Below are 21,200 nucleotides of genomic sequence, written 5' to 3'. Positions count from 1 at the left end.
AGGCTGCTCATTGAGCAGCCTTTTGTGTTTCTATCCAGTTAAGCTTCAAACTTAAATCTTTGGAGTCTCGGTTTGTACGCCATGGTTTTGACCACGGTGGCGTAGCAAATGGTCCATAACGACAATAGCCAGCATCGCTTCTGCGATAGGCACAGCGCGGATCCCCACACAAGGGTCATGACGACCTTTAGTGATCAACTGAGTTGGTTCACCTTCTTTAGTGATAGTCTCACCTGGCACAGTAATGCTTGAGGTTGGCTTAAGCGCGATGTTTGCAACAATCTCTTGACCAGTAGAGATACCGCCAAGAATGCCGCCCGCGTGGTTACTACCAAAGCCTTCTGGTGAAAGCGTATCACGGTGCTCGCTGCCTTTTTGGTTTACCACATCAAAACCGTCACCGATTTCCACGCCTTTCACTGCATTGATGCTCATTAACGCGTGCGCGATGTCTGCATCCAAACGATCAAATACAGGCTCACCAAGACCAACAGGCACGTTGGTTGCCACGACCTGAATTTTAGCGCCGATAGAGTCGCCTTCTTTTTTCAGATCACGGATAAGTTGATCAAACGCTTCCACTTTGTCTGCATCTGGGCAGAAGAACGCGTTGTTTTCGATTTCATTCCAATCCACTTTATCGATTGAAACGTCACCCATTTGCGACAAGTAAGCGCGGATTTCTACACCGAACTCGTCTTTTAGGTATTTCTTAGCGATTGCACCAGCCGCCACACGCATTGCCGTTTCACGAGCAGACGAACGACCGCCACCTCGATAGTCGCGCACACCGTATTTTTGGTGGTAAGTGTAATCAGCGTGTCCTGGACGGAACTTGTCTTTGATGTCTGAGTAGTCTTTAGAACGTTGGTCTGTGTTCTCGATCATCAGACCAATTGAAGTACCTGTGGTTTTACCTTCAAAAACGCCAGAAAGAATTTTTACTTCGTCCGGTTCACGACGTTGGGTAGTGTAACGTGATGTGCCAGGACGGCGACGGTCGAGATCCGTTTGTAGATCTGCCTCAGTGATTTCCAAACCTGGAGGGCATCCGTCTACGATACATCCTAGTGCGATACCGTGACTTTCTCCGAATGTCGTTACTCGGAAATGTTGTCCGATACTGTTTCCTGCCATTACTTCCTCAAGTTCTTTTCGCCACGCTCTCCATGAACGCAACTGCTTTTCAATTCTTCGTGGAATCATAGTGGCGGTATTACGTTTTGATGTAAAGCCCGATTTGGCGGAAAAAACAAAACAGCCGAAATTTTCCAAGCTCAGTGCGAAGCGGATAAAAAAACACCGAGCACTGGGCTCGGTGTTTTCATTGTTTATTCGAATGGTTTATTTCGACAGACTTAGTCTTTGTACAGTTTGAACTCTTCTGCACACTCAACCAATTGGTCACGCGTTAGCATGAATACGCCGTGACCGCCGTTCTCGAACTCAATCCAAGTGAATGGAATTTGTGGGTACTGTTCCATCATGTGGACCATCGAGTTACCGACTTCACATACAAGAATACCGTCGTCTGTTAGGTAGTCTGGCGCATTAGCAAGAATACGGCGAACCAGTTTTAGACCGTCAGTGCCAGCAGCTAGACCTAGTTCAGGCTCGTGCGTGAACTCGTCTGGCAGGCTGTTCATGTCTTCTTCGTCCACGTAAGGTGGGTTAGACACGATCAGGTTGTATTTCTCTTTTGGAAGATCGCGGAACAAGTCAGAGCGGATTGGGAACACTTGTTGCTCCATGCCGTGATCTTGTACGTTTTGCTCAGCCACTTGTAGCGCGTCTGTAGAGATGTCGATCGCGTCAACTTCTGCTTCAGGGAAAGCGTGCGCACAAGCAATCGCGATACAACCAGAACCCGTACATAGGTCCATGATGCGCGTAGGCTCTTCCACCAACCAAGGCTGGAATTCCGCTTGAATCAATTCGCCGATAGGAGAACGTGGCACAAGTACACGCTCATCAACGAAGAACTCAAGACCACAGAACCATGCTTTGTTCGTTAGGTATGCAGTTGGTGTACGCTCGTTGATGCGTTTTACTACGCGCTCAACGATACGCAGACGCTCGCTTGTCGTAAGACGAGAGTTCAATACGTGCGGAGGCACATCAATCGGCAAGTATAATGTTGGCAGGATAAGCTGAACTGCTTCATCCCACGCATTATCAGTGCCATGACCGTAAAACAGGTTAGCGGCGTTAAAGCGGCTCACCGTCCAACGAATCATATCTTGAAGGGTATGGAGCTCCGATACCGCCTCTTCTACAAAAATCTTATCCAAAATTGCCTCCGAAAAGCGCTACAATACTGCCATAAATTGTAAAAATGAAATTGTTTACCTAATGAGCAAAAAAGACACCGAATACGATGACGATTTCGCCTTGTTTAAGGATGCAGTACAGGGCGTAAAAAAGTTGCGACAGGATACCATAATCCAGCAAGCAAAAAAAAATACTAAGCAAAAAGAAATCACACGCTCAAACCGTGAAGCGAGTGATTCTGAGTTTTACTTTTCTGATGAGTTTGTTCCGCTTCTGAATGAAGAGGGACCAACTCGTTATGCGCGTGACGATGTGTCCACTTATGAAGTGAAACGTCTTCGTCGTGGCGTGTACGTGCCTGACGTCTTCCTAGACATGCACGGCATGACACAACAAGAAGCTAAGCGAGAACTCGGTGCGATGATCGCGTACTGCGTGAAAAACGAAATCCACTGTGCGTGTGTACAACACGGCATCGGTAAGCACATTCTGAAGCAGAAAGCGCCGCTTTGGTTAGCTCAACATCCAGACGTAATGGCATTCCACCAAGCGCCTCTAGAGTTTGGTGGCGATGGTGCCCTATTGGTGCTGCTATCTATTCCAGAGAAATAGCCCACCGACTTCGACTGTATTTCGCTGACAAGCAAGAACGACAAAGGCAGGTTAACCCTGCCTTTTTGTTTTTTTCGAGCCATCATCCCGAGAGGTTTTGCTCTATGGCGTGATATGCCAAAGCACTTCACCGCGTTGTGTTTGCGGATCAAATTCAATGCACACCAAGCCAGATGTCGGGAACATTGGCGGCGTCATGTCTTTCACAAATTCCGAGGTAAGGTAGCCCACCAGCGGCAAGTGCGACACAAACAAAAGAGATTCAAGCTTCTCAACTTCAATCAACGCATTAGCGAAATCAAACACTTGGTCGGATTGACCGTAAGGCGTGATGTCTTCACACGTTTCGATGCCCTTAGCCGAAAAGTGTGCGCTGATTTCTTGCCAAGTTTGCTGCGCTCGAATGTACGGGCTCACCAGTACTTTGTCGAATTGAGCAAAACCTTGCTCTTTACATGCTCGGGCAACTGCTTCCGATTCAGTTCTGCCTCTTGGGGTCAGTTGTCTTTCTGCGTCGGTGTTCGCAAAATGCTCTGCTTCACCGTGACGCAAGATAAATATTTTCATGTTATTTCCTAGGGATAGCTAACGCTACCAAAAGGTTGACTGCTATCTTTATACGGATAGCGGGCTAACTTTAATGATGTCGAAACAAAAATACTGATATAATTATCGGTTCATTATACCAATTCGCTTGCTAAAGATAGCGACTTTCTTAACAATCTATTAAAAAGAATATACTCAGTTCATCACATTCTACGATGAAGTTATGAACTCAGTGCATTCCTTCAAATAGCTCGAACCCCATAGCAATTTGCTGATGGGCTTATGCAGTACTCTTACGAATAACAAAAATGCGGCAAGCAGTATTTGTCGAAGCGCAAACTTTGCGCCTCCCCGCTCGGGGATCATAATTACTGTAATGCGAAATCTGGAGACGCATCGTGCACCTAAGTCCAAACGATTCAAATCAATACCGCTACATTACATTGAGTAATGCCCTGCGCGTGTTGCTGATTCATTCCGACACGGCTCAACAGTCGGCAGCAGCCCTAGCAGTAAACGTTGGACACTTCGATGATCCGATGGATCGCCAAGGTCTGGCACACTATCTAGAACACATGCTTTTTTTGGGTACGGAAAAATACCCTAAAGTGGGCGAGTTTCAAAGTTATATTAGTCAACATGGTGGCACCAACAACGCTTGGACGGGCACCGAGCACACCTGTTTCTTCTTCGATGTCACACCAACTGCTTTTGAAACCGCGCTTGATCGATTCAGCCAATTCTTTACTGCACCACTGTTTAACGAAGAAGCGTTAGACAAAGAGCGCCAAGCGGTCGACTCCGAATACAAGCTCAAACTGAACGACGATTCTCGCCGTCTGTACCAAGTCAACAAAGAAGTCATCAACCCTGAGCACCCGTTTTCAAAATTTTCTGTCGGTAACTTAGATACACTTGGCGATCGCGATGGCAAATCCATCCGCGACGAGATAGTTGAATTTCACCACTCGCAGTATTCTGCCGATTTGATGACGCTGACTTTGTTTGGTCCGCAATCTCTTGATGAGCAGCAAGCGTGGGTAGAAACCATGTTTGCCGACATCCCAAACCACCAGCTACGCGGCAAGTCGATCGATGTGCCTATTGGCACCGAAGACAGCACAGGCATCTTGGTTCAAGTCGAGCCAATTAAAGAATTCCGTAAACTGATTCTCACGTTTCCAATGCCGGGAATGGATGCGCACTATAGCGTGAAGCCCCTCTCCTACTTTGCTCACCTGTTGGGTTATGAAGGCGAAGGCAGTCTGATGCTTCAACTCAAAGAGAAAGGCTGGATTACCTCCCTCTCAGCAGGTGGCGGTGCGAGCGGCAGCAACTACCGCGACTTCACCGTAAGTTGCACCCTGACGCCGAACGGCTTGGATCATATCGATGACATCGTTCAAGCGGTATTCCAATATCTCTCCATGATCAAACAAGATGGCATGGATGAGTGGCGCTATTTGGAAAAACAAGCGGTATTAGAGTCTGCTTTTCGCTTCCAAGAGCCATCGCGCCCAATGGACTTGGTCAGCCATTTGGTGATCAATATGCAGCACTATCAACCGGAAGACACGGTTTATGGTGACTACAAAATGGCGGGCTATGATGAAGCGCTTCAACGCTCATTACTTCAATATCTTTCGGTTGAAAACGTTCGCGTTACATTGATAGCAAAAGGCTTGGAATACAACCAAACCGCAGAGTGGTACTTCACGCCTTATTCGGTAACGCCGTTCAGCGAAGAACAACGCCGTTTCTATCAACAAATCGACCCAAGTTGGCAGTTCGTTCTCCCAGAAAAGAACCCATACATTTGCTACGAACTCGATCCAAAACCGTTTGAAAACGGTGGCTCATTGCCGGAGTTGGTGGAAGATGTTGAAGGCTTCCGTTTATGGCACTTGCAAGACGATGAATTCCGAGTACCAAAAGGTGTCGTTTACGTCGCCATTGACAGTTCACACGCGGTAGCATCACCGAAAAACATCGTGAAAACGCGACTATGTGTTGAGATGTTCCTCGATTCTCTGGCAAAAGAGACTTATCAAGCTGAAATCGCAGGCATGGGTTACAACATGTATGCTCACCAAGGCGGTGTCACGCTGACATTATCGGGTTTTAGCCAGAAACTACCACAGCTGCTGGAAATGATTCTGCATCGCTTTGCTGCACGTGAGTTCAGCCCTGCTCGCTTTGAGACCATTAAGCAACAACTGTTACGCAATTGGCGGAATTCATCACAAGATCGCCCTATTTCACAGCTTTTTAATGCATTAACAGGCTTACTCCAACCGAACAATCCTCCATTCGCAACATTGGTTGAAGCATTGGAAGAGATTGAAGTGGATGAGCTGTCAGTGTTCGTTGAATCGATTCTGGCTGAGCTACACGTTGAGATGTTCGTTTATGGCGATTGGCAGCGTCAGCAAGCTCATGACATGGCAAACACATTGAAAGACGCATTGCGTGTGAAAGAACAACGTTACGAAGAGGCGCTTCGCCCACTCGTCATGCTGGGTGAAAACGGCAGTTTCCAACGCGAAGTAAACTGTAACCAGCAAGACTCAGCAGTGGTGATTTATCATCAATGTGAAGACATCTCTCCTCGTAACATTGCACTTTATTCCTTGGCTAACCACCTAATGTCGGCAACCTTCTTCCATGAAATCAGGACTAAACAACAGCTAGGCTACATGGTTGGCACGGGGAACATGCCGCTGAACCGCCACCCGGGCATTGTGCTTTATGTGCAGTCACCGAATGCAGCACCAGCCGAACTGGTAACCTCAATCGATGAGTTTTTAAATGCGTTCTACATGGTGCTGTTAGAGCTCAATGAATACCAATGGCACAGCAGTAAACGCGGATTGTGGAACCAAATTGCAACGCCTGACACTACATTACGCGGGCGAGCGCAGCGCCTATGGGTAGCAATTGGTAACAAAGACACCGACTTTAATCAGCGTGAAAAAGTGTTGGAAGAGCTTAAAGAGTTAACTCGCACTGACATGATTCGCTTTGTGGTCAATGAGCTTAAACCTCGTACTGCGAATCGTTTGGTAATGCATTCACAAGGCATCGCTCATGAAGACGCGCCGCGAATCAATCTTGGCTTAGAGGTTGGCTCGATAGAAGAGTTTCAACTGCGCCCGAAAGACTTCGGTCTCGGGTAAATCATTGTTATTAGCACTGACACAAAAAAGGCTTGCACCGCGCAAGCCTTTCTATTTTTCGTGCTAGCCATTAATCGTAGAAGTTACGACCTTCACCCGCACGAGTGAGTAAGCCATCACATGGCGCGTAACGATCACCGTATTTCGATGCGAACTCGTTCATTTTCTCAACCAGTTCTTTCAAACCGAATTGATCCATGTAACGGAATGGACCACCTAGGAATGGTGGGAAACCAATACCAAAGATCGCACCGATATCACCATCGCGTGGAGAACGGATAATACCGTCGTCCAAACAGCGAACCGCTTCGTTTAGCATTGGCAGCACACAACGCAGTGCAATGTCGTTGTCGCTCAGCTTGGATTCTGGCGTCAGGTTCAATAGCTTGTACACGGACTTATCGACTTCTTTCTTCTTACCTTTGTAGGTGTAGAAGCCTTTACCACTCTTACGACCTTTACGACCGTCATTCAGTAGTGTGTCGAATACGTCTGGACCTTTAAATCGTTCGCCCAATTCGTTAACCAAGATCGGCATGATCTTAGCACCGATATCCACACCGACTTCGTCCAACAAGGTGATAGGACCTACTGGGAAACCGAAGTCGAGCAGCGCTCCATCAAGTTGTTCGATCGGCTCATTTGCCAGCAAGATGTGTGCAGCTTCGTTCATGTAAGGCGCAAGAATGCGGTTTACATAGAAGCCTGCTTTATCTTTCACGACAATTGGTGTCTTGCCCTGTTTCTTAGCAAGCGCAACAACCGTAGAAATGGTCTCTTCTGACGTAGTTTCATGAGGAATCACTTCCACCAGTGGCATTTTCTCTACTGGGCTGAAGTAATGCAGACCGACGATGTTTTCCGGACGCTCTGCTTTTTCCGCAATTTTGTGAATTGGCAGCGAAGACGTGTTGGTCGCAAAGATGGTCTCTGGTTTTGCATTCGCTTCAATATCCGCAACCATCGTCTGTTTAAGGTCAAGATCTTCAAACACCGCTTCAATAACCACATCAATATGATTGAAGCTTGTGAAATCAACGCCTCCAGACAGTTGCAGCATTTTCGATTGCAGGCCCGCTTTAGAGATAATACGGCGCTTACGCTGCTTTTCGAACAACTTATAGTTGTAGTTCAACGCGTTAAGCACGCCATCATTGCTGACGTCTTTAATACGTACTGGCACTTTCGCCTTCGCAACAGATACATGGCTGATGCCTGCCCCCATTAGACCACCACCCAACACGCCAACTCTGTTGACAGCTGCTGGCTCGGCTTCCGCACCGTTTTCTTTCTTCATTTCAGTGGTAGCAAAGAAAATAGAGCGCAGTGCTTTCGATTCCGAGCTCATCACCAATTCGCCAAAGCGCTTCGCTTCAAGCTCTTGACCTTGAGCAAAGCCTTTTTCAAGACCGTGCTGAATGACTTCGAGAATCGCAACCGTTGCTGGATAGTTACCGCGGGTCTTCTCATTGGTTTTCTTCGCGGCTTGCTCAAACACAAACTTACGACCTAAACCACTGCCCGACATCAACTTCTCTTTTGTCGATTGCTTCTTCTTACCTTTGTTCTTCCCTTTTTCGATAAGCTGCTTAGCTACATCAAGAAGAATCGTCTCTGGTACACACGCATCAACAACGCCAAGTTTTTTCGCTTTCTTGGCACGCAGTTGTTTACCTGTAAGGATGAGGTCTAACGAAGGCAACAGACCAATCAGACGAGGAAGGCGCTGAGTACCACCAGAACCAGGCAACAAACCAAGTTGCACTTCAGGCAAACCAAGACGCGTTTTATCGGAATCGGTACACACACGGTAGTCACACGCTAACGCAAGCTCTAAACCACCGCCTAAACATGGACCGTGAATCGCAGCAACAACTGGATAAGGCAGATCAGACAGTTGCTGGAATAACTCTTGCCCCTGCTTAGCCAATGCTTCCGCTTCGTTCGCCGTTGTGCACGCTTCAAGCATACGAACATCGGCACCAGCAACAAAATTATCTGGTTTTAAAGAATGAATGATCATCCCTTTCACGCCGCTGGTGTCTTTTAGTTGAGCGAAGATCTCTTTCATCTCATCTGCAAACGCCGCTTGCAGCGTGTTCATTTTCTCGTTTGGCACATCGATGGCTAGCCAAGCAATGTTCTGCTCATCAATCTTTAGACTAAATGCTTTTTGCTCGCTCATTACTCAACCTCCAAAATCATTGCTGCACCAAGACCACCTGCGGCACATGCGGTATTCAACGCAAGACCACCGCCACGACGTTTAAGCTCACGCAGCGTTTGCGTCATCATACGTGCACCAGTTGCGGCAAATGGGTGACCATAGGCAATGGAACCGCCAAGGACGTTGAACTTATCCATATCGATTTCACCTATCGCTTTCGAGCGACCTAGGTTTTCTTGGGCAAATTTATCAGAAGCAAACATCTTCACGTTCGCCAGTGCTTGGGCAGCGAAGGCTTCATGCATATCAATAAGCGTCAGGTCTGAAAGCTCTAGACCTGTATTCTCCAACACTTTTGCCGTCGCGTATGTTGGTCCCATTAGCATGTCCATTTCTACACCAATGGCTGAGAACGCATAACCGCGGATGTAGCCAAGTATTTCCATACCAAGCTCTTTCGCTTTGCCTTCACGCATTAGCATCACCGCCGCACCACCATCGGTTAATGGTGTACTGTTCGCCGCTGTTACGCTGCCGTATTGACGGTCGAAAGCCGGACGCAGTTTTGCGTAGCCTTCTAATGTCGAATCATGACGAATGTTGTTATCTTCAGAGATCCATTTTTTGTAAGGTTCTGGGAAAGCCGTCATCACTTCGTCTTGGATTTTGCCGTCTTTCCAAGCTTGCGAAGCTAGAGAGTGAGAACGGTGCGCCAAAGCGTCTTGCTCTGCACGAGTAATGCCGTGTGACTTCGCCATTTGCTCGGCAGTTTGCCCCATTGAAAGACCCGTCGAGTACTCAGCCACAGCCGGCGGTACTGGCATTAAATCTTTAAAGCTGAGTTTTTTGAGAATGTTGAGCTTTTGACCCAGCGTTTTGGTTTTACTTAGCGCAAGCAAGTTCGCGGCAAGTTTCTTAGAAACACCAATTGGTAAAACCGATGAAGAGTCCGCACCACCCGCGATACCAACATCAATGCCGCCCGCCATAATGCTCTCAGCAACATTGACTGCAGCTTGGAAGCTAGTCGCACACGCGCGAGTAACACTGTAAGCGTCAGTGTGGATGTGCATTCCTGTACCAAGCACAATTTCACGTGCAATGTTTGGCGCTTCTGGCATTTGAACTACTTGTCCAAATACCACTTGTTCGATGAGTTTCGGATCGATGTCTGTGCGAGCAAGCATTTCGCTCACTACCATTTTGCCTAAATCGACCGCTGGCACCTGGCTGAACTCAGTGCTTTGACGAGCAAAGGGGGTTCGTAGCCCTGCGACAATAGCAACACGTTCACCGTGGCGTGTTTTCACTTCCTGCTTGCCCATTGTTTCTCCTTAAATACAAGAGGTCTGACCTGATGCATTGTAATCAGTTTGTTAAATTTATCAAACATGCGTTTAAATAAACGTGAAGCGAGTAGATCTATTGCTCTAGTTCGTTGATTCTTAGGCGATTAAGAATGATTAACTATAGTGAGTTAAAATGAAGAGAAGTGTGCGGAAGGTAAAATTGAAGCAAAAAAAAACCACACAAAACTGTGTGGTCGGAATATCTATAAAACAATTAACATACGCCAATTGTAAAATTAATCAGTTTCCTGATTAGGAGAAAGTAAAGTCAGCCTTCAAAAGGAAGTGTCATCTTGCTCAACATGTTAGTCGTCAATGACTAACTAGATGACAAGATGTACTATAGCCCCTTCACTGCATCAGATTTTGAAATAGATCAATTTTATGGTGATTTTATAGTTTCTGAACGTATCAAAGTACGAAAGAGTCTTGATCACTCTAAAATAGTTGCATGAAAACGCTTATTAAAACTATATAGAATAATTTATCATCACTTCAAATAAGTGCTTGATCATTGAAGAAGTATATTGTGCTGCTGCGACACTACATCTCGATGTAGTCGGATCGTTCATAAATACAATCGGTATATATGACCTCACAGAGCAAGATGGAGGCTCCTGTGGCAATATTTAAAATGTTTGGAAAGAAAAATTCCAACAGTCCGGTCAACTCTGATATGGACAGACAAAGAAAATACGAAGCTCTTGTTCGGGGCTATCACAGAGACTTGTATCGCTACGCTTACTGGTTATGCAAAGACAAGGCGATTGCAGAAGATTTGGTTCAAGAAACCTGTTTGCGCGCATGGAAGTCACTGGATAGTCTTCAAGATGAAAAGGCAGCAAAATCTTGGCTTATTACTATATTGAGACGAGAAAACGCGCGCCGCTTCGAGCGTAAACAATTTGATTTGGTTGATATCGATGACTACGGCAATGATGCTAAAGTTAGCGATGACCCACATCATCAGCAGGAATGGCTACAAGCTCAAATAATGAAGCTTGACGTCGAATACCGTGAGCCTTTGTTTCTTCAAGTTGTTGGTGGTTTCAGTGGAGAAGAAATCGGCAGCATTCTTGATCTAAACAAGAACACTGTAATGACGCGCCTTTTCCGCGCCCGTAATCAATTAAAAGAGATGTTGGATTCTCAAGATACTCAGAGAGGACAAAAAAATGGATGATTTAGAATTTCGTCGTCGTATTTTGTCGGATCCAAAACAGAAGGATGAAGAGATTCTTCAAGCTTTAGCTGAGAACGACGCTAACAGTAAGTTTGTTGATGACGTTTTGGATCTCGACCTTAAAATCAAGCAAGCCATGAATGTGGATGTGCCTGAAGATCTAGCCGACAAAATTCTGTTTAATCAAACGTCGAATGCGCTTGATAACGATAATGTGGTTAGACCGAACTTTGCTCGCAAAGCAATGGCGTTGGCTGCATCGGTTGCTTTTACTGCTGGTTTATTGGTAGGTCAAATCAACTGGGGGAACGTTATTGTCTCTCCAGCTCAAGCGAGCCTAGCAGATACCGCAATGAAACACGTGGTGGCGGAAGAGTCATTTGTACGCAACCTCGATGAGGATGTTTCAAGCAAGCAAGTAAACGCGAAAATGATGCCGTTCCATTATCAACTTAATGGTAGCTTTCCATACCATGTTTACTACTTAAACCATTGCGGCTTTGGTGAGTCAAACGCCCTTCATATGGTTTTCCAAGGTAAAGAAGGCAAAGTAACCATGTTTGTTACTGACGTGAAGAGCGACCAGAAAGTCGATTTTGATAAAGATGGTATGAGCGGTGTTGTGAAGCCTGTGGGTAAAGCCAGCATGATTCTTGTTGGTAACAGCGGTGAAGACATCGATGCGATTGCAGCAAAACTTGCTCCAATGATGGAGCCGATGTAATAACTTCAGCGAAACGACACTACTAGCTACTAAAAAGCCGCTAAATTTCGAAATTTAGCGGCTTTTTGTTTATGAATAATACAAAAAGCATTCACGCTAACTATTGAGTTTAGAGTTAAAACTCTAAATTATGCACTTTAGATGCAATTTCCCGACATTTAGACATCATTTCTGCAATTTTTATTCAAATTTATCCAATGGTCGGATTTGTATGGTCCACTCTTAATACTACTATCTGCGCCACTGAGCAAAAGCTCAACTTATCGTCCAAAGAGACGAAACTAATAAGGAATAAAAAATGACTCAGAATACGCGTCTGTTTAAAAAGACTCTCCTAGCAGTGACGGTTGCAATGGCATCTGGTCAAGCAATGGCGGCTGGTTTCCAGCTAAACGCACAATCAGCGACTGGTATCGGTCGTGCATTCGCCGGTGATGCGGTAATTGCAGATAACGCTTCTGTAATGGCTCGCAACCCTGCGGCAATGGCTCTATTTGACAAAATGGAACTGTCAGTAGGCTTTGAAAGCATCACTTCGATGATTGAAGTTAAAGATGCAAAATACTGTGGTGTTCAATGCCAAGCAACAAACGGCTTGGTTAAACCAACAGATTCAAATTATGACGATGCTGGCGATACTTCTATTGCACCAAATATCCACCTTATCGTGCCAGTTAACGACAAGTTTGCATGGGGTGTAAACGCATACTCTAACTTTGGTACTAAAACAGAATTCGGTGATAGTTTTGTTGCAAAAGAATACGGCGGTCTTACCGACGTTAAAAGTGCAAACTTCGGCGTTGCGGGTTCTTACCGCCTAAACGATCAATGGAGCTTTGGTGCTGGTCTGGACCTAATCTATGGTGAAGGTACGATGAAGCGTGAACATGGCATGCTTGGTACACTTGTAGACGTAGATAAAGCTGATGGTTGGGCTGTAGGCTTCAACCTAGGCACTGTGTATGAATTAGATGAGAACAACCGTTTTGGTTTGTCTTACCGCTACAGCCCAGAAATGGAAGCAGAAGACGACAAAGGTCAGAAGATCACATTGCCTCTACCAGATATGGCTGAGTTCTCAGGTTTCCACAAAATCACCGACACTAAGTTTGCAGTTCACTACTCTATCCAATACATTGGTTGGAGCGACTTTGACCAAATTGAGTTCCGCAACCTTAAAGGTTCTCCACTTGGCTCAAGCTACGACAAGCAGTATGCATGGCAAGATGGCTGGCACTACTCAATCGGTGGTACTTACTACCTAAACAATAGCTGGACACTTCGTACTGGTTACATGTACGACACAAGTGCTCAAGATTCACTAACTTCAGTATCAGTACCTGACTCAGACCGTCAATGGTTCTCTGCAGGTTTCACATACCATATCGATAGCGAGTCTAACGTCGACTTCGGCTTTACTTACTTGATGGGTAAAGATGTGAAAGTCAATGAGTCAACACCAAATCCAAAGTACGATCCAAGCAACCCTCTAAGTCCTGCAAATATTTCATCATTGTCAGCGACAACGCATGCAGATGCTATCCTATTCGGCTTACAATACAGCCGCAGCTTCTAAGCATCACGTAGCAAGCTAATATAAACACTCTCTATATAAAAGGCTGGAATTCCAGCCTTTTTTCTTATCTATCGTTTTACATTCACCCAATTTTGGCGCACACGTGTAATCAAAACTCACGATTATGACTCACAAGTGTTCGCTGAGTTTTTTTCACACCGCCATTACAGTTAGTTAGATATTCTGCATAGATTAAAATATATAGATAATTTACCTGAAAACACTGTTTTATTGGCTTTTCATTTTTAAAGTAATAACTCTAGACGTAAACTTTCGCCCCACGTTATAAATAACTCAGCGAACATTACAATGAAAACCAACAAGACTCTCCTATCAACAGCAGTGGCATTCGGTCTACTTAGTACTTCGGGCGTTGCAAACGCAGCAGGTTTCCAACTTGCAGAATACTCTGCGACTGGTCTAGGTCGTGCATACGCTGGTGAAGCGGCAATGGCTGATAACGCAAGTGCACAATGGCGTAACCCAGCTATGCTAACTTACCTAGAAGGCACACAAGTGTCTGTTGGCGCTATCTATGTAAACCCAAACATCGATGTTGATGGCACGTCGACTTACGTGAATGGTCCAAACGCTGCAAACTCTCATGACTTTGCACACGATGCTGTCATTCCGAACTTCTACTTTTCTCACCAATACAATGACAAATTTGCTATTGGCTTTGCCCTTGGCACTAACTACGGTATGGAAACGGACCTAGGTAAAGATTTTGCCGCAGCTAACTTTGGTAACCAAGCTAGCGTATTCTCAATGGAAGCGAACCTAAATGCAGCATACAAGCTAAACGAAAAGCTTAGTGTTGGTGGCGGTATCCGCTATGTCATGGCAGATGGCAGCTTCGGCGCAGTTATGCCACCACAGATGGGTGACAAGCTAGCAGGAACCACTCTTAAATACATGGAAGGTGACGATACGGCATGGGGCTGGCAAGTAGGCACTGCATGGCAAATCAACGCTAATAACCGTATTGGTTTTGCTTACAAATCTGAAGTAGATCTAACACTAGAAGGTTATGCAAAAGGTCTTGGTTTCAACCCAGCAGATCCAAATGCTCATAAAAATGGCTCGATGGACCTAGCTCTGCCAGCAACAGCGGAATTAGCAAGCTACCATCAGTTAAATGAACAATTAGCGATTCATGCGAGCATCAACTGGACTAATTGGAGTAGTTTTAAAGAGCTAGTAGCCGACTTCCCAGGTGAAGCATCAAATTTGATCAAAGAAGAAAACTGGGAAGATAACTACCGCTTCGCTGTAGGTACTACTTACAAACTTGACCAAAAATGGACGCTACGCTCAGGTGTTGCATACGACACTTCTGCTGTGAGTGACGAAAACCGTACAGCTACTATCCCTGAAACGGATCGTCTATGGTTAAGTATTGGTGCTGGTTACGAATGGTCTAAGAATCTAACACTAGACGCTGGCTTTACCTATATTTTTGCGAAAGATGCTTCAATGTATGAAGGTCGCACTGATGGTATGCCACCAATGAAAGATCCTGCTACATTTGGTGGAGAATTCTCTGGTGAAGTAACAGGTAACGTATGGCTAATCGGTGTTCAAGCGAACTACAAGTTCTAATCTGAACGCTATTTATCGATAAAAGAAAGTTACCGATAAAAAGAAAGGCTTGGTTTTCACCAAGCCTTTTTGTTTTTCTGTATAAAGCGATTAGAAGTCTTCTTCTAAATACTCGTCTAAGTACGCTTCTTCTTCCGCATCTACTTCATCAGTCGTACTGATTTCTGCTTTAAAGTTTTGACGTTGAATGTAAACGTCACGAGTTAATACATATGGATCAGGCGATGCTTCAAGCTGTGCTTCTTGTGGTACTAACAGGGCACGTTTTTCCATACCTTCCAGCGCCCATTTACCTAAGCCTGCCCAGAAGTTTAGGTATGAAAGTGGCAAGTACATACCATCCACAGTGTCTGTTACTTCACGCAATGTATATGGACCGTAGCCCGGCACCATAAAATATGGACCGTTACCTACACCATAGTGACCAACCACACTACTAAACTCTTTGTTGTCGTACTTGGTGATACCAGCAGCCGTTGCAACGTCAAACAGACCTAAGATACCGAATGTCGAGTTAATCCAGAAGCGGTTAAAGTGATCAACGGCTTTAGTGCCATTTCCCATGACTAGGTTATTCACCACACTCGCAGGTTCGTCTAAGTTAGCTAGGAAGTTAGCAATACCAGAGCGAATTGGCACAGGCGTATAATCAACATACGCAAGAGACACTGGGCGAACTAAGTACGGGTCAAGATAATCGTAGTTCAGTTCCCACATTGTGCGGTTGAAACTTTCCAATGGGTCATAAACATCAGAAGTTGTTTGATTAGTTTCGTTTTCTTCTGTTACCGCTTCCTCGGGTGCAGTTGAACAGCCAACCAGTCCAACAGCGAACAGCAACAAGAAGATGGATTTACCCTTGTTATACATTCTACGTTCCATAACGACGATTAATACCCCTAAATGACCTGTGTTTTACGTACGTTTAGTACTTTGGAAAAAGTCATTTGGGTATATAAGTAAAGGCCAGCATGCGCTGGCCTTTATTATTCTACTCGATAGTTGGTAGTCATACCACAAAACCGTCCTAACAATCCTTAAGTGTCAATTATTAGAGACGTTCATGAATTATTGATACTGTTTATCTATCATCACTTCTACTGGCTGACCAAAATCAACGACTTGGCTTTCACCATGCCAATCTTGGTCACGAGTTGCAACGTTACCATCCGAGTCAACACGAACGCGAACCATCAACTTATCTAGAGAAGATAGCTTCTGACCGTCCATCATCGCATTACCATCATCTAGTACAACTGTACGAGGGAATGTACCTAATGGGTAGCGAGCTGCCGCGACAGGCATCGGAGAACCATCTGCGCGATGTACTGACACAATCAATACCGCATTTGGATCAAGTTGAGCTTCTGGAGCTACGTTAATAGTCACTGCCACACTCTTGTCTGGAGAAACCGCTTCACCCATTTGCTTACGTGCACTTTCGATACTGCGACCTAGCATTTCATAGCGGCTATCTTCAGGACCGATCATTTGCTGCATGATACCCCAATACTTAATCGCGGCTGGGAAATCTTGGCGCTCAAATGCATCAAACGCAAGTAGAGAGAAGACACGTAGGTCAACGTAATCTTGTTGCATCAGTTTACCAAGCAGAGAACGAGCCGTAGCTTGATCCATCTCGTCTTGGGAAAGCATCAGAGCTTGTGCGTAACCAAGTTGAACATCTGGATCTTTTGGTTCTAGCTTGTACGCTTTTTCCATTGCATCAATGGAAGTCGTCACATCTCGGTTCGCCAAAGCAATACGACCTAATAGCAACCAACCGGTTGAGTCTTCAGGTTGGTAATGCAGGCGTGTACGCAGAGCCAAAGAGAGATCAGCCATTTCATCATCACTGAGTGGCTCAGATGCTGCAGACATTAGCTTTTTAGAAAGTTCAGGAAGGTTATCGTTTACTTCCTGCCACTTCACAACGTCTTGAGATGCGCCAAACTTGTAGTAAAGACCGTAGCTCAATACCACTGTCAAAATCACTGATGGGATCAAAACAGCAATCGGAGAAACATGTGTTTCCTTTTGCTTTTTATCACCAGGGATATCGTCCAGAAGAGATTGCTTCAGATCGGAAATCAAATCATCTTGGCTCTCGACTAGACCTTCGTCTGTTTCTTCAGCAAGCTCAGATAGGCGGTCTTTATAGAACGCTTTGTTAAGCTCATCACGTAACACTTCATCGTTGTTGGCTTTTTGCTTAAGCAGCGGCAGTGCAACTAAGACACAAGCTATCAGCGTAAGAACAACGGTAGAAACCCAAAATAGTGTCATTACTTCTTATCTCCGTTGTTCTCTTCATCAAGCAATGATTTGAGACGCGCTTCTTTTTCTTCGTCCCATTGTTCGTTACTTGCTTGAACTGCTTTTGCTTTTGATTTTCGGCTACGCAGCACGATTAAACCAAAGCCACCTAATACCACTGCTAGTGGACCTAGCCACAGAATTGCAGTCGCAAAAGTAAACGGAGGATTGTACGTTACGAAGTTGCCGTAACGAGCAATCATGTAGTCCACGATCTCATCTTTCGACTTACCTTCTTTGGTCATTTCGTACACCTTATGGCGTAAGTCTTGAGCCAATTCTGCATTCGAATCAGAGATGGTGTTGTTCTGACATTTAGGACAACGAAGAGTATGACCAAGCTCTTTGAACTGCTGTTCTTGTTCTAGATTGTCAAACTCATACACTTCAATCGCTGCATGAGCAGCAAGAGAAAATGTCATCGCAGCAAAAGCCGCTAAGAAAAACTTTCTCATTGCTTCGCCTCCTCAACCAACTTGGTGTACAGCGGCTCCAACGTTTCCGCCCAGTTGCGAGGGTTTACATCACCAACATGACGGTAACGGATCACACCGTTTGCATCGATGATAAATGTCTCTGGTGCACCGTACACACCAAGGTCTAGACCTAGCATGCCGCTACCATCAAACAAGCTGATCAGGTATGGGTTACCCAAATCGTTCAGCCAACCTACCGCTTTATTGCGATCATCTTTGTAGTTCATGCCGATGATCTTCACACCTTTCCCTGCAAGCTCATTGAGGTACTTATGTTCAGCGTAACAAGTCGGACACCAAGTCGCCCAAACGTTAAGCAACAGTGGTTCGCCTTTAAAGATCGACTGATCGTACTGTTTACCAGGTTCAGCTAAATCCTCTAGATGGAACTCAGGTACTGGCTTACCAACCAGTACTGACTCAAGTTTCGTTGGATCGTCACCCTCTTGGTTGCGAACCAACTGAGTTGCGAAGATACCCGCCAATACCATGAAAGCTACCAACGGGATAAATAAGACTTTCTTATTCATTTATTTTGCCTCCTGCTCCGCTAGCTTTGACTTATCGCCTTTCTTAGCCGTTTTGCGGAAGCGGTAACGTCTATCAGAGATAGCAAGCGCACCACCCAAAGACATGATCAATGAACCAGCCCAGATCCAACGAACGAATGGTTTGTAGTAAATACGAACCGCCCAAGAACGGTTATCTTCTAGACGTTCACCCATCGCAATATATAGGTCGCGAGTGATACCGCGGTCGATTGCCGCTTCAGTCATCATTGACTTCGCTGTACGGTAGAAACGTTTTTCAGCGTGCAACGTGTTCACATACTTACCATCATTCGTGATTTCAAAGTCTGCGATGTAACCATCGTAGTTTGGACCATCTTTGTCACGTAGACCTGAGAAGTAGAAATCATAACCGTAAATCTTGAAGTGCTCACCCGGAGCCAAACGCACGTCACGTTCGATACTGTAATTTTGCACCATCGCAATACCAATCACAGTAACGGCTAGACCAATGTGACCAAGCATCATTGCCCAGTGGCTACGTTGAAGTTTACGAACACCTTCGCCGAAGCTGTGACGGTGAGTAGCACGCTCGTACAGTTCAAAGCCATGCATTGCAATGATCCAGATTGCCATTACCCAACCGATGTAAGCCATCGCTGAGAAGAAATCGGCGAACAGGAATACACACACAGCACCTAGTGCGAAAGCAAGCACACCAGAAACAATCATTGGCTTAATAAGCTTAGATAGATTGTCGCGCTTCCAACGAATCATAGGACCAATACCTAGTAGGAAGGCGAACGGCATCATCAACCACGCAAACAGCATGTCGAAGAATGGTGCACCGATAGATACTGAACCAAGACCAATTTGTTTGTGAACCAATGGTAACAAGGTACCAACCAATACTACGACTAGCGCAGCAATCAGAAGCACGTTGTTAGCAAGCAGCGCGTTCTCACGCGACACCAAATCGAAATTACCACGTACGCGAACCGCTGCCCCTTTCACTGCGAATAGCAGGAGTGAGCCGCCGATAACAAAGACTAGGAAACCTAGGATAAACATACCGCGTGATGGATCAGACGCGAACGCGTGTACCGATACCAAAATACCGGAACGCACTAAGAAGGTACCTAACAAACTCAAAGAGAATGCAGAGATAGCAAGAAGTACCGTCCACGCTTTAAATGTACCGCGTTTTTCGGTTACCGCTAGAGAGTGCATCAGTGCTGTACCCGCTAGCCAAGGCATGAATGATGCGTTTTCTACTGGATCCCAGAACCACCAGCCACCCCAGCCGAGTTCGTAATATGCCCACCAAGAACCTAGGGCGATACCTAGTGTTAGGAATACCCAAGCAGCGGTTGTCCAAGGACGAGACCAACGAGCCCAAGCCGTATCAAGACGACCAGTCATCAAAGACGCAATCGCGAACGAGAAGGCAACCGAGAAGCCTACGTACCCCATGTAAAGCATAGGTGGGTGAACAATCAAACCTGGGTCTTGAAGAAGCGGGTTCAAGTCACGACCATCTACCGGGAAGAACGGCAAAGTGCGTAGGAACGGGTTCGAAGTCAGGATGATAAATAGTAGGAAGCCCACTGAGATCATGCCCATTACCGCAAGTACACGCGCAACGGATTCTTGTGGCATACCACGGCTGAAAGTAGCGACCGCGACTGTCCACGCAGCTTGGATAAGTACCCAAAGCAGTAGTGAGCCTTCGTGCGCGCCCCAAACAGCCGTTAAGCGGTAGTACCAAGGCAGTTGGCTATTTGAGTTACTTGCAACGTATTGGAGCGTAAAGTCGTTGGTGTAGAATCCCCAACATAAAATCGCAAATGAGAAAAACAGCATGACGAACATCGACCATGAAAGTGGTCGTGCTGTGTTCATCAGCATAGTGTTGTTATTTGATGCACCCCATAACGGCAATATGCTTAGCAACAATGCCATTGCTAGCGAAAGTATGAGGGCAAAGTGACCGATTTCAGCAATCATTGGCCGCTTCCTTGTTTCTGTTCTGATGTGTACTGCAGAGGCTCGTGAGTCTTCTTCATTGCTTCTGCAATTTCAGGTGGCATGTACTCTTCATCGTGTTTTGCCAACACTTCAAAAGCTTTTACGGTTGTTGCGTCTTCAAGAACACCTTGAGCAACAATACCCTGACCTTCGCGGAACAAATCAGGGAGAATACCTTCGTACACGATCGTCACTTTAGGACCCACGTCGTGCAGATCAAAGCTCACTTTTAGTGACTCTGGGTCACGGCGAACTGAGCCTACAACCACCATGCCGCCGATACGCAAACGCTGACCAACTTCTGGTTTAGTACCGTCAGGTTTACCATTTACCAATTCCGTCGGCGTGTAGAATAGATCCATATTTTGGTTCAACGCATAAAGCATCAAACCGATGGTTGCACTAATACCGATAAAGATAGCCAGAACGATGCCTAGCCTCTTTTTACGTCTCGGGTTCATAACGTGTTCTCCATATTCTTCGCCGCGTCGACTCGCGCTTGACGATCAATTTTCGCTTTCACTTCTTTTAACAACGCATCCCCACGGCGGATACTCGAAATTAAAAGAATGATCATAGATAAGAAAGTAATACCAAACGCGCTCCATACGTAACCTGCGTAGCCACCCATGGCAAAGAGTTCGCTCAGAGATTCAAAATGCATA

Annotated in this window: 18 protein-coding genes; 6 read left to right on the top strand and 12 right to left on the bottom strand. The window is 45.7% G+C overall.

Features of this window, described 5'->3' with window-relative positions; all coding sequences use genetic code 11:
* Positions 1-51: 51 nt before the first annotated feature.
* Together aroC and prmB are read right to left on the bottom strand one after the other, a co-directional pair.
* Complete coding sequence (aroC, locus tag NL647_RS18990; RefSeq protein ID WP_005448015.1) at positions 52-1,137, bottom strand: chorismate synthase; 1,086 nt, start codon at positions 1,135-1,137, stop codon at positions 52-54.
* A 221-nt stretch (positions 1,138-1,358) separates the two neighbouring features.
* On the bottom strand, positions 1,359-2,291 hold the full coding sequence (gene prmB, locus NL647_RS18985) for a 50S ribosomal protein L3 N(5)-glutamine methyltransferase (RefSeq protein WP_005433096.1): 933 nt from the start codon (positions 2,289-2,291) through the stop codon (positions 1,359-1,361).
* A 61-nt stretch (positions 2,292-2,352) separates the two neighbouring features.
* On the opposite strand from prmB, the gene smrB reads away from it, so the two are divergent.
* Entirely contained in the window at positions 2,353-2,883 is a 531-nt protein-coding gene (smrB, locus tag NL647_RS18980; protein WP_253650554.1) for an endonuclease SmrB, read from the top strand.
* Positions 2,884-2,985: 102 nt separating this feature from the next.
* Here the strand turns inward: smrB and sixA are convergent, their stop codons facing one another.
* On the bottom strand, positions 2,986-3,450 hold the full coding sequence (sixA, locus tag NL647_RS18975; protein WP_061065315.1) for a phosphohistidine phosphatase SixA: 465 nt from the start codon (positions 3,448-3,450) through the stop codon (positions 2,986-2,988).
* Between the two features lie 377 nt (positions 3,451-3,827).
* On the opposite strand from sixA, the gene NL647_RS18970 reads away from it, so the two are divergent.
* Positions 3,828-6,605, top strand: coding sequence for an insulinase family protein (locus NL647_RS18970; RefSeq protein ID WP_253650553.1), 2,778 nt, complete (start codon positions 3,828-3,830; stop codon positions 6,603-6,605).
* 70 nt (positions 6,606-6,675) lie between these two features.
* Here NL647_RS18970 and fadJ read toward each other — a convergent pair whose 3' ends face one another.
* Both fadJ and fadI read right to left on the bottom strand, forming a co-directional pair.
* Positions 6,676-8,790 carry a fatty acid oxidation complex subunit alpha FadJ gene (fadJ, locus tag NL647_RS18965; protein WP_114321043.1) on the bottom strand — a complete coding sequence of 705 codons (2,115 nt, stop codon included), beginning with the start codon at positions 8,788-8,790 and terminating at the stop codon, positions 6,676-6,678.
* A complete protein-coding gene (gene fadI, locus NL647_RS18960; protein ID WP_253650552.1) occupies positions 8,790-10,097 on the bottom strand; it encodes an acetyl-CoA C-acyltransferase FadI in 1,308 nt (435 codons plus the stop codon). The genes fadJ and fadI overlap by 1 nt, the downstream gene beginning before the upstream one ends.
* 631 nt (positions 10,098-10,728) lie before the next feature.
* On the opposite strand from fadI, the gene NL647_RS18955 reads away from it, so the two are divergent.
* From NL647_RS18955 to NL647_RS18940, 4 genes are all read left to right on the top strand, one after another.
* Positions 10,729-11,304 (top strand): sigma-70 family RNA polymerase sigma factor, encoded by a 576-nt coding sequence (locus NL647_RS18955; protein WP_026000239.1) that lies wholly within the window; start codon positions 10,729-10,731, stop codon positions 11,302-11,304.
* The gene (locus tag NL647_RS18950; RefSeq protein ID WP_005447994.1) at positions 11,297-12,028 is read left to right on the top strand and encodes a DUF3379 domain-containing protein; all 732 of its coding nucleotides are present in this window, start codon (positions 11,297-11,299) and stop codon (positions 12,026-12,028) included. The genes NL647_RS18955 and NL647_RS18950 overlap by 8 nt, the downstream gene beginning before the upstream one ends.
* 298 nt (positions 12,029-12,326) lie before the next feature.
* Positions 12,327-13,604, top strand: coding sequence for an outer membrane protein transport protein (locus NL647_RS18945; protein ID WP_253650551.1), 1,278 nt, complete (start codon positions 12,327-12,329; stop codon positions 13,602-13,604).
* Between the two features lie 309 nt (positions 13,605-13,913).
* A complete protein-coding gene (locus tag NL647_RS18940) occupies positions 13,914-15,206 on the top strand; it encodes an outer membrane protein transport protein (RefSeq protein WP_038898824.1) in 1,293 nt (430 codons plus the stop codon).
* A gap of 90 nt (positions 15,207-15,296) precedes the next feature.
* On the opposite strand, the gene NL647_RS18935 is transcribed toward NL647_RS18940, so the two are convergent.
* From NL647_RS18935 to ccmD, 7 genes are all read right to left on the bottom strand, one after another.
* Positions 15,297-16,076 (bottom strand): VacJ family lipoprotein, encoded by a 780-nt coding sequence (locus tag NL647_RS18935; RefSeq protein WP_009698566.1) that lies wholly within the window; start codon positions 16,074-16,076, stop codon positions 15,297-15,299.
* 198 nt (positions 16,077-16,274) lie between these two features.
* Positions 16,275-17,492 carry a c-type cytochrome biogenesis protein CcmI gene (ccmI, locus tag NL647_RS18930; RefSeq protein ID WP_005447982.1) on the bottom strand — a complete coding sequence of 406 codons (1,218 nt, stop codon included), beginning with the start codon at positions 17,490-17,492 and terminating at the stop codon, positions 16,275-16,277.
* On the bottom strand, positions 17,492-17,977 hold the full coding sequence (locus NL647_RS18925) for a cytochrome c-type biogenesis protein (protein WP_005447981.1): 486 nt from the start codon (positions 17,975-17,977) through the stop codon (positions 17,492-17,494). The genes ccmI and NL647_RS18925 overlap by 1 nt, the downstream gene beginning before the upstream one ends.
* The gene (locus NL647_RS18920) at positions 17,974-18,528 is read right to left on the bottom strand and encodes a DsbE family thiol:disulfide interchange protein (RefSeq protein WP_005447979.1); all 555 of its coding nucleotides are present in this window, start codon (positions 18,526-18,528) and stop codon (positions 17,974-17,976) included. Before NL647_RS18920 ends, NL647_RS18925 begins: the two co-directional genes overlap by 4 nt.
* The gene (locus NL647_RS18915) at positions 18,529-20,514 is read right to left on the bottom strand and encodes a heme lyase CcmF/NrfE family subunit (protein ID WP_005447977.1); all 1,986 of its coding nucleotides are present in this window, start codon (positions 20,512-20,514) and stop codon (positions 18,529-18,531) included.
* Positions 20,511-20,996 (bottom strand): cytochrome c maturation protein CcmE, encoded by a 486-nt coding sequence (gene ccmE / locus NL647_RS18910; RefSeq protein WP_005447975.1) that lies wholly within the window; start codon positions 20,994-20,996, stop codon positions 20,511-20,513. The genes NL647_RS18915 and ccmE overlap by 4 nt, the downstream gene beginning before the upstream one ends.
* Entirely contained in the window at positions 20,993-21,199 is a 207-nt protein-coding gene (gene ccmD / locus NL647_RS18905) for a heme exporter protein CcmD (protein WP_005447974.1), read from the bottom strand. Before ccmD ends, ccmE begins: the two co-directional genes overlap by 4 nt.
* Position 21,200: the final 1 nt, after the last annotated feature.

It is taken from the genome of Vibrio sp. Y29_XK_CS5 (genome assembly GCF_024181835.1).
GTDB classification, from domain to species: Bacteria; Pseudomonadota; Gammaproteobacteria; order Enterobacterales; family Vibrionaceae; genus Vibrio; species Vibrio harveyi.
The sequence above is the reverse complement of the archived record's forward strand: the minus strand, read 5'-3'. Positions and strand labels throughout refer to the sequence as shown.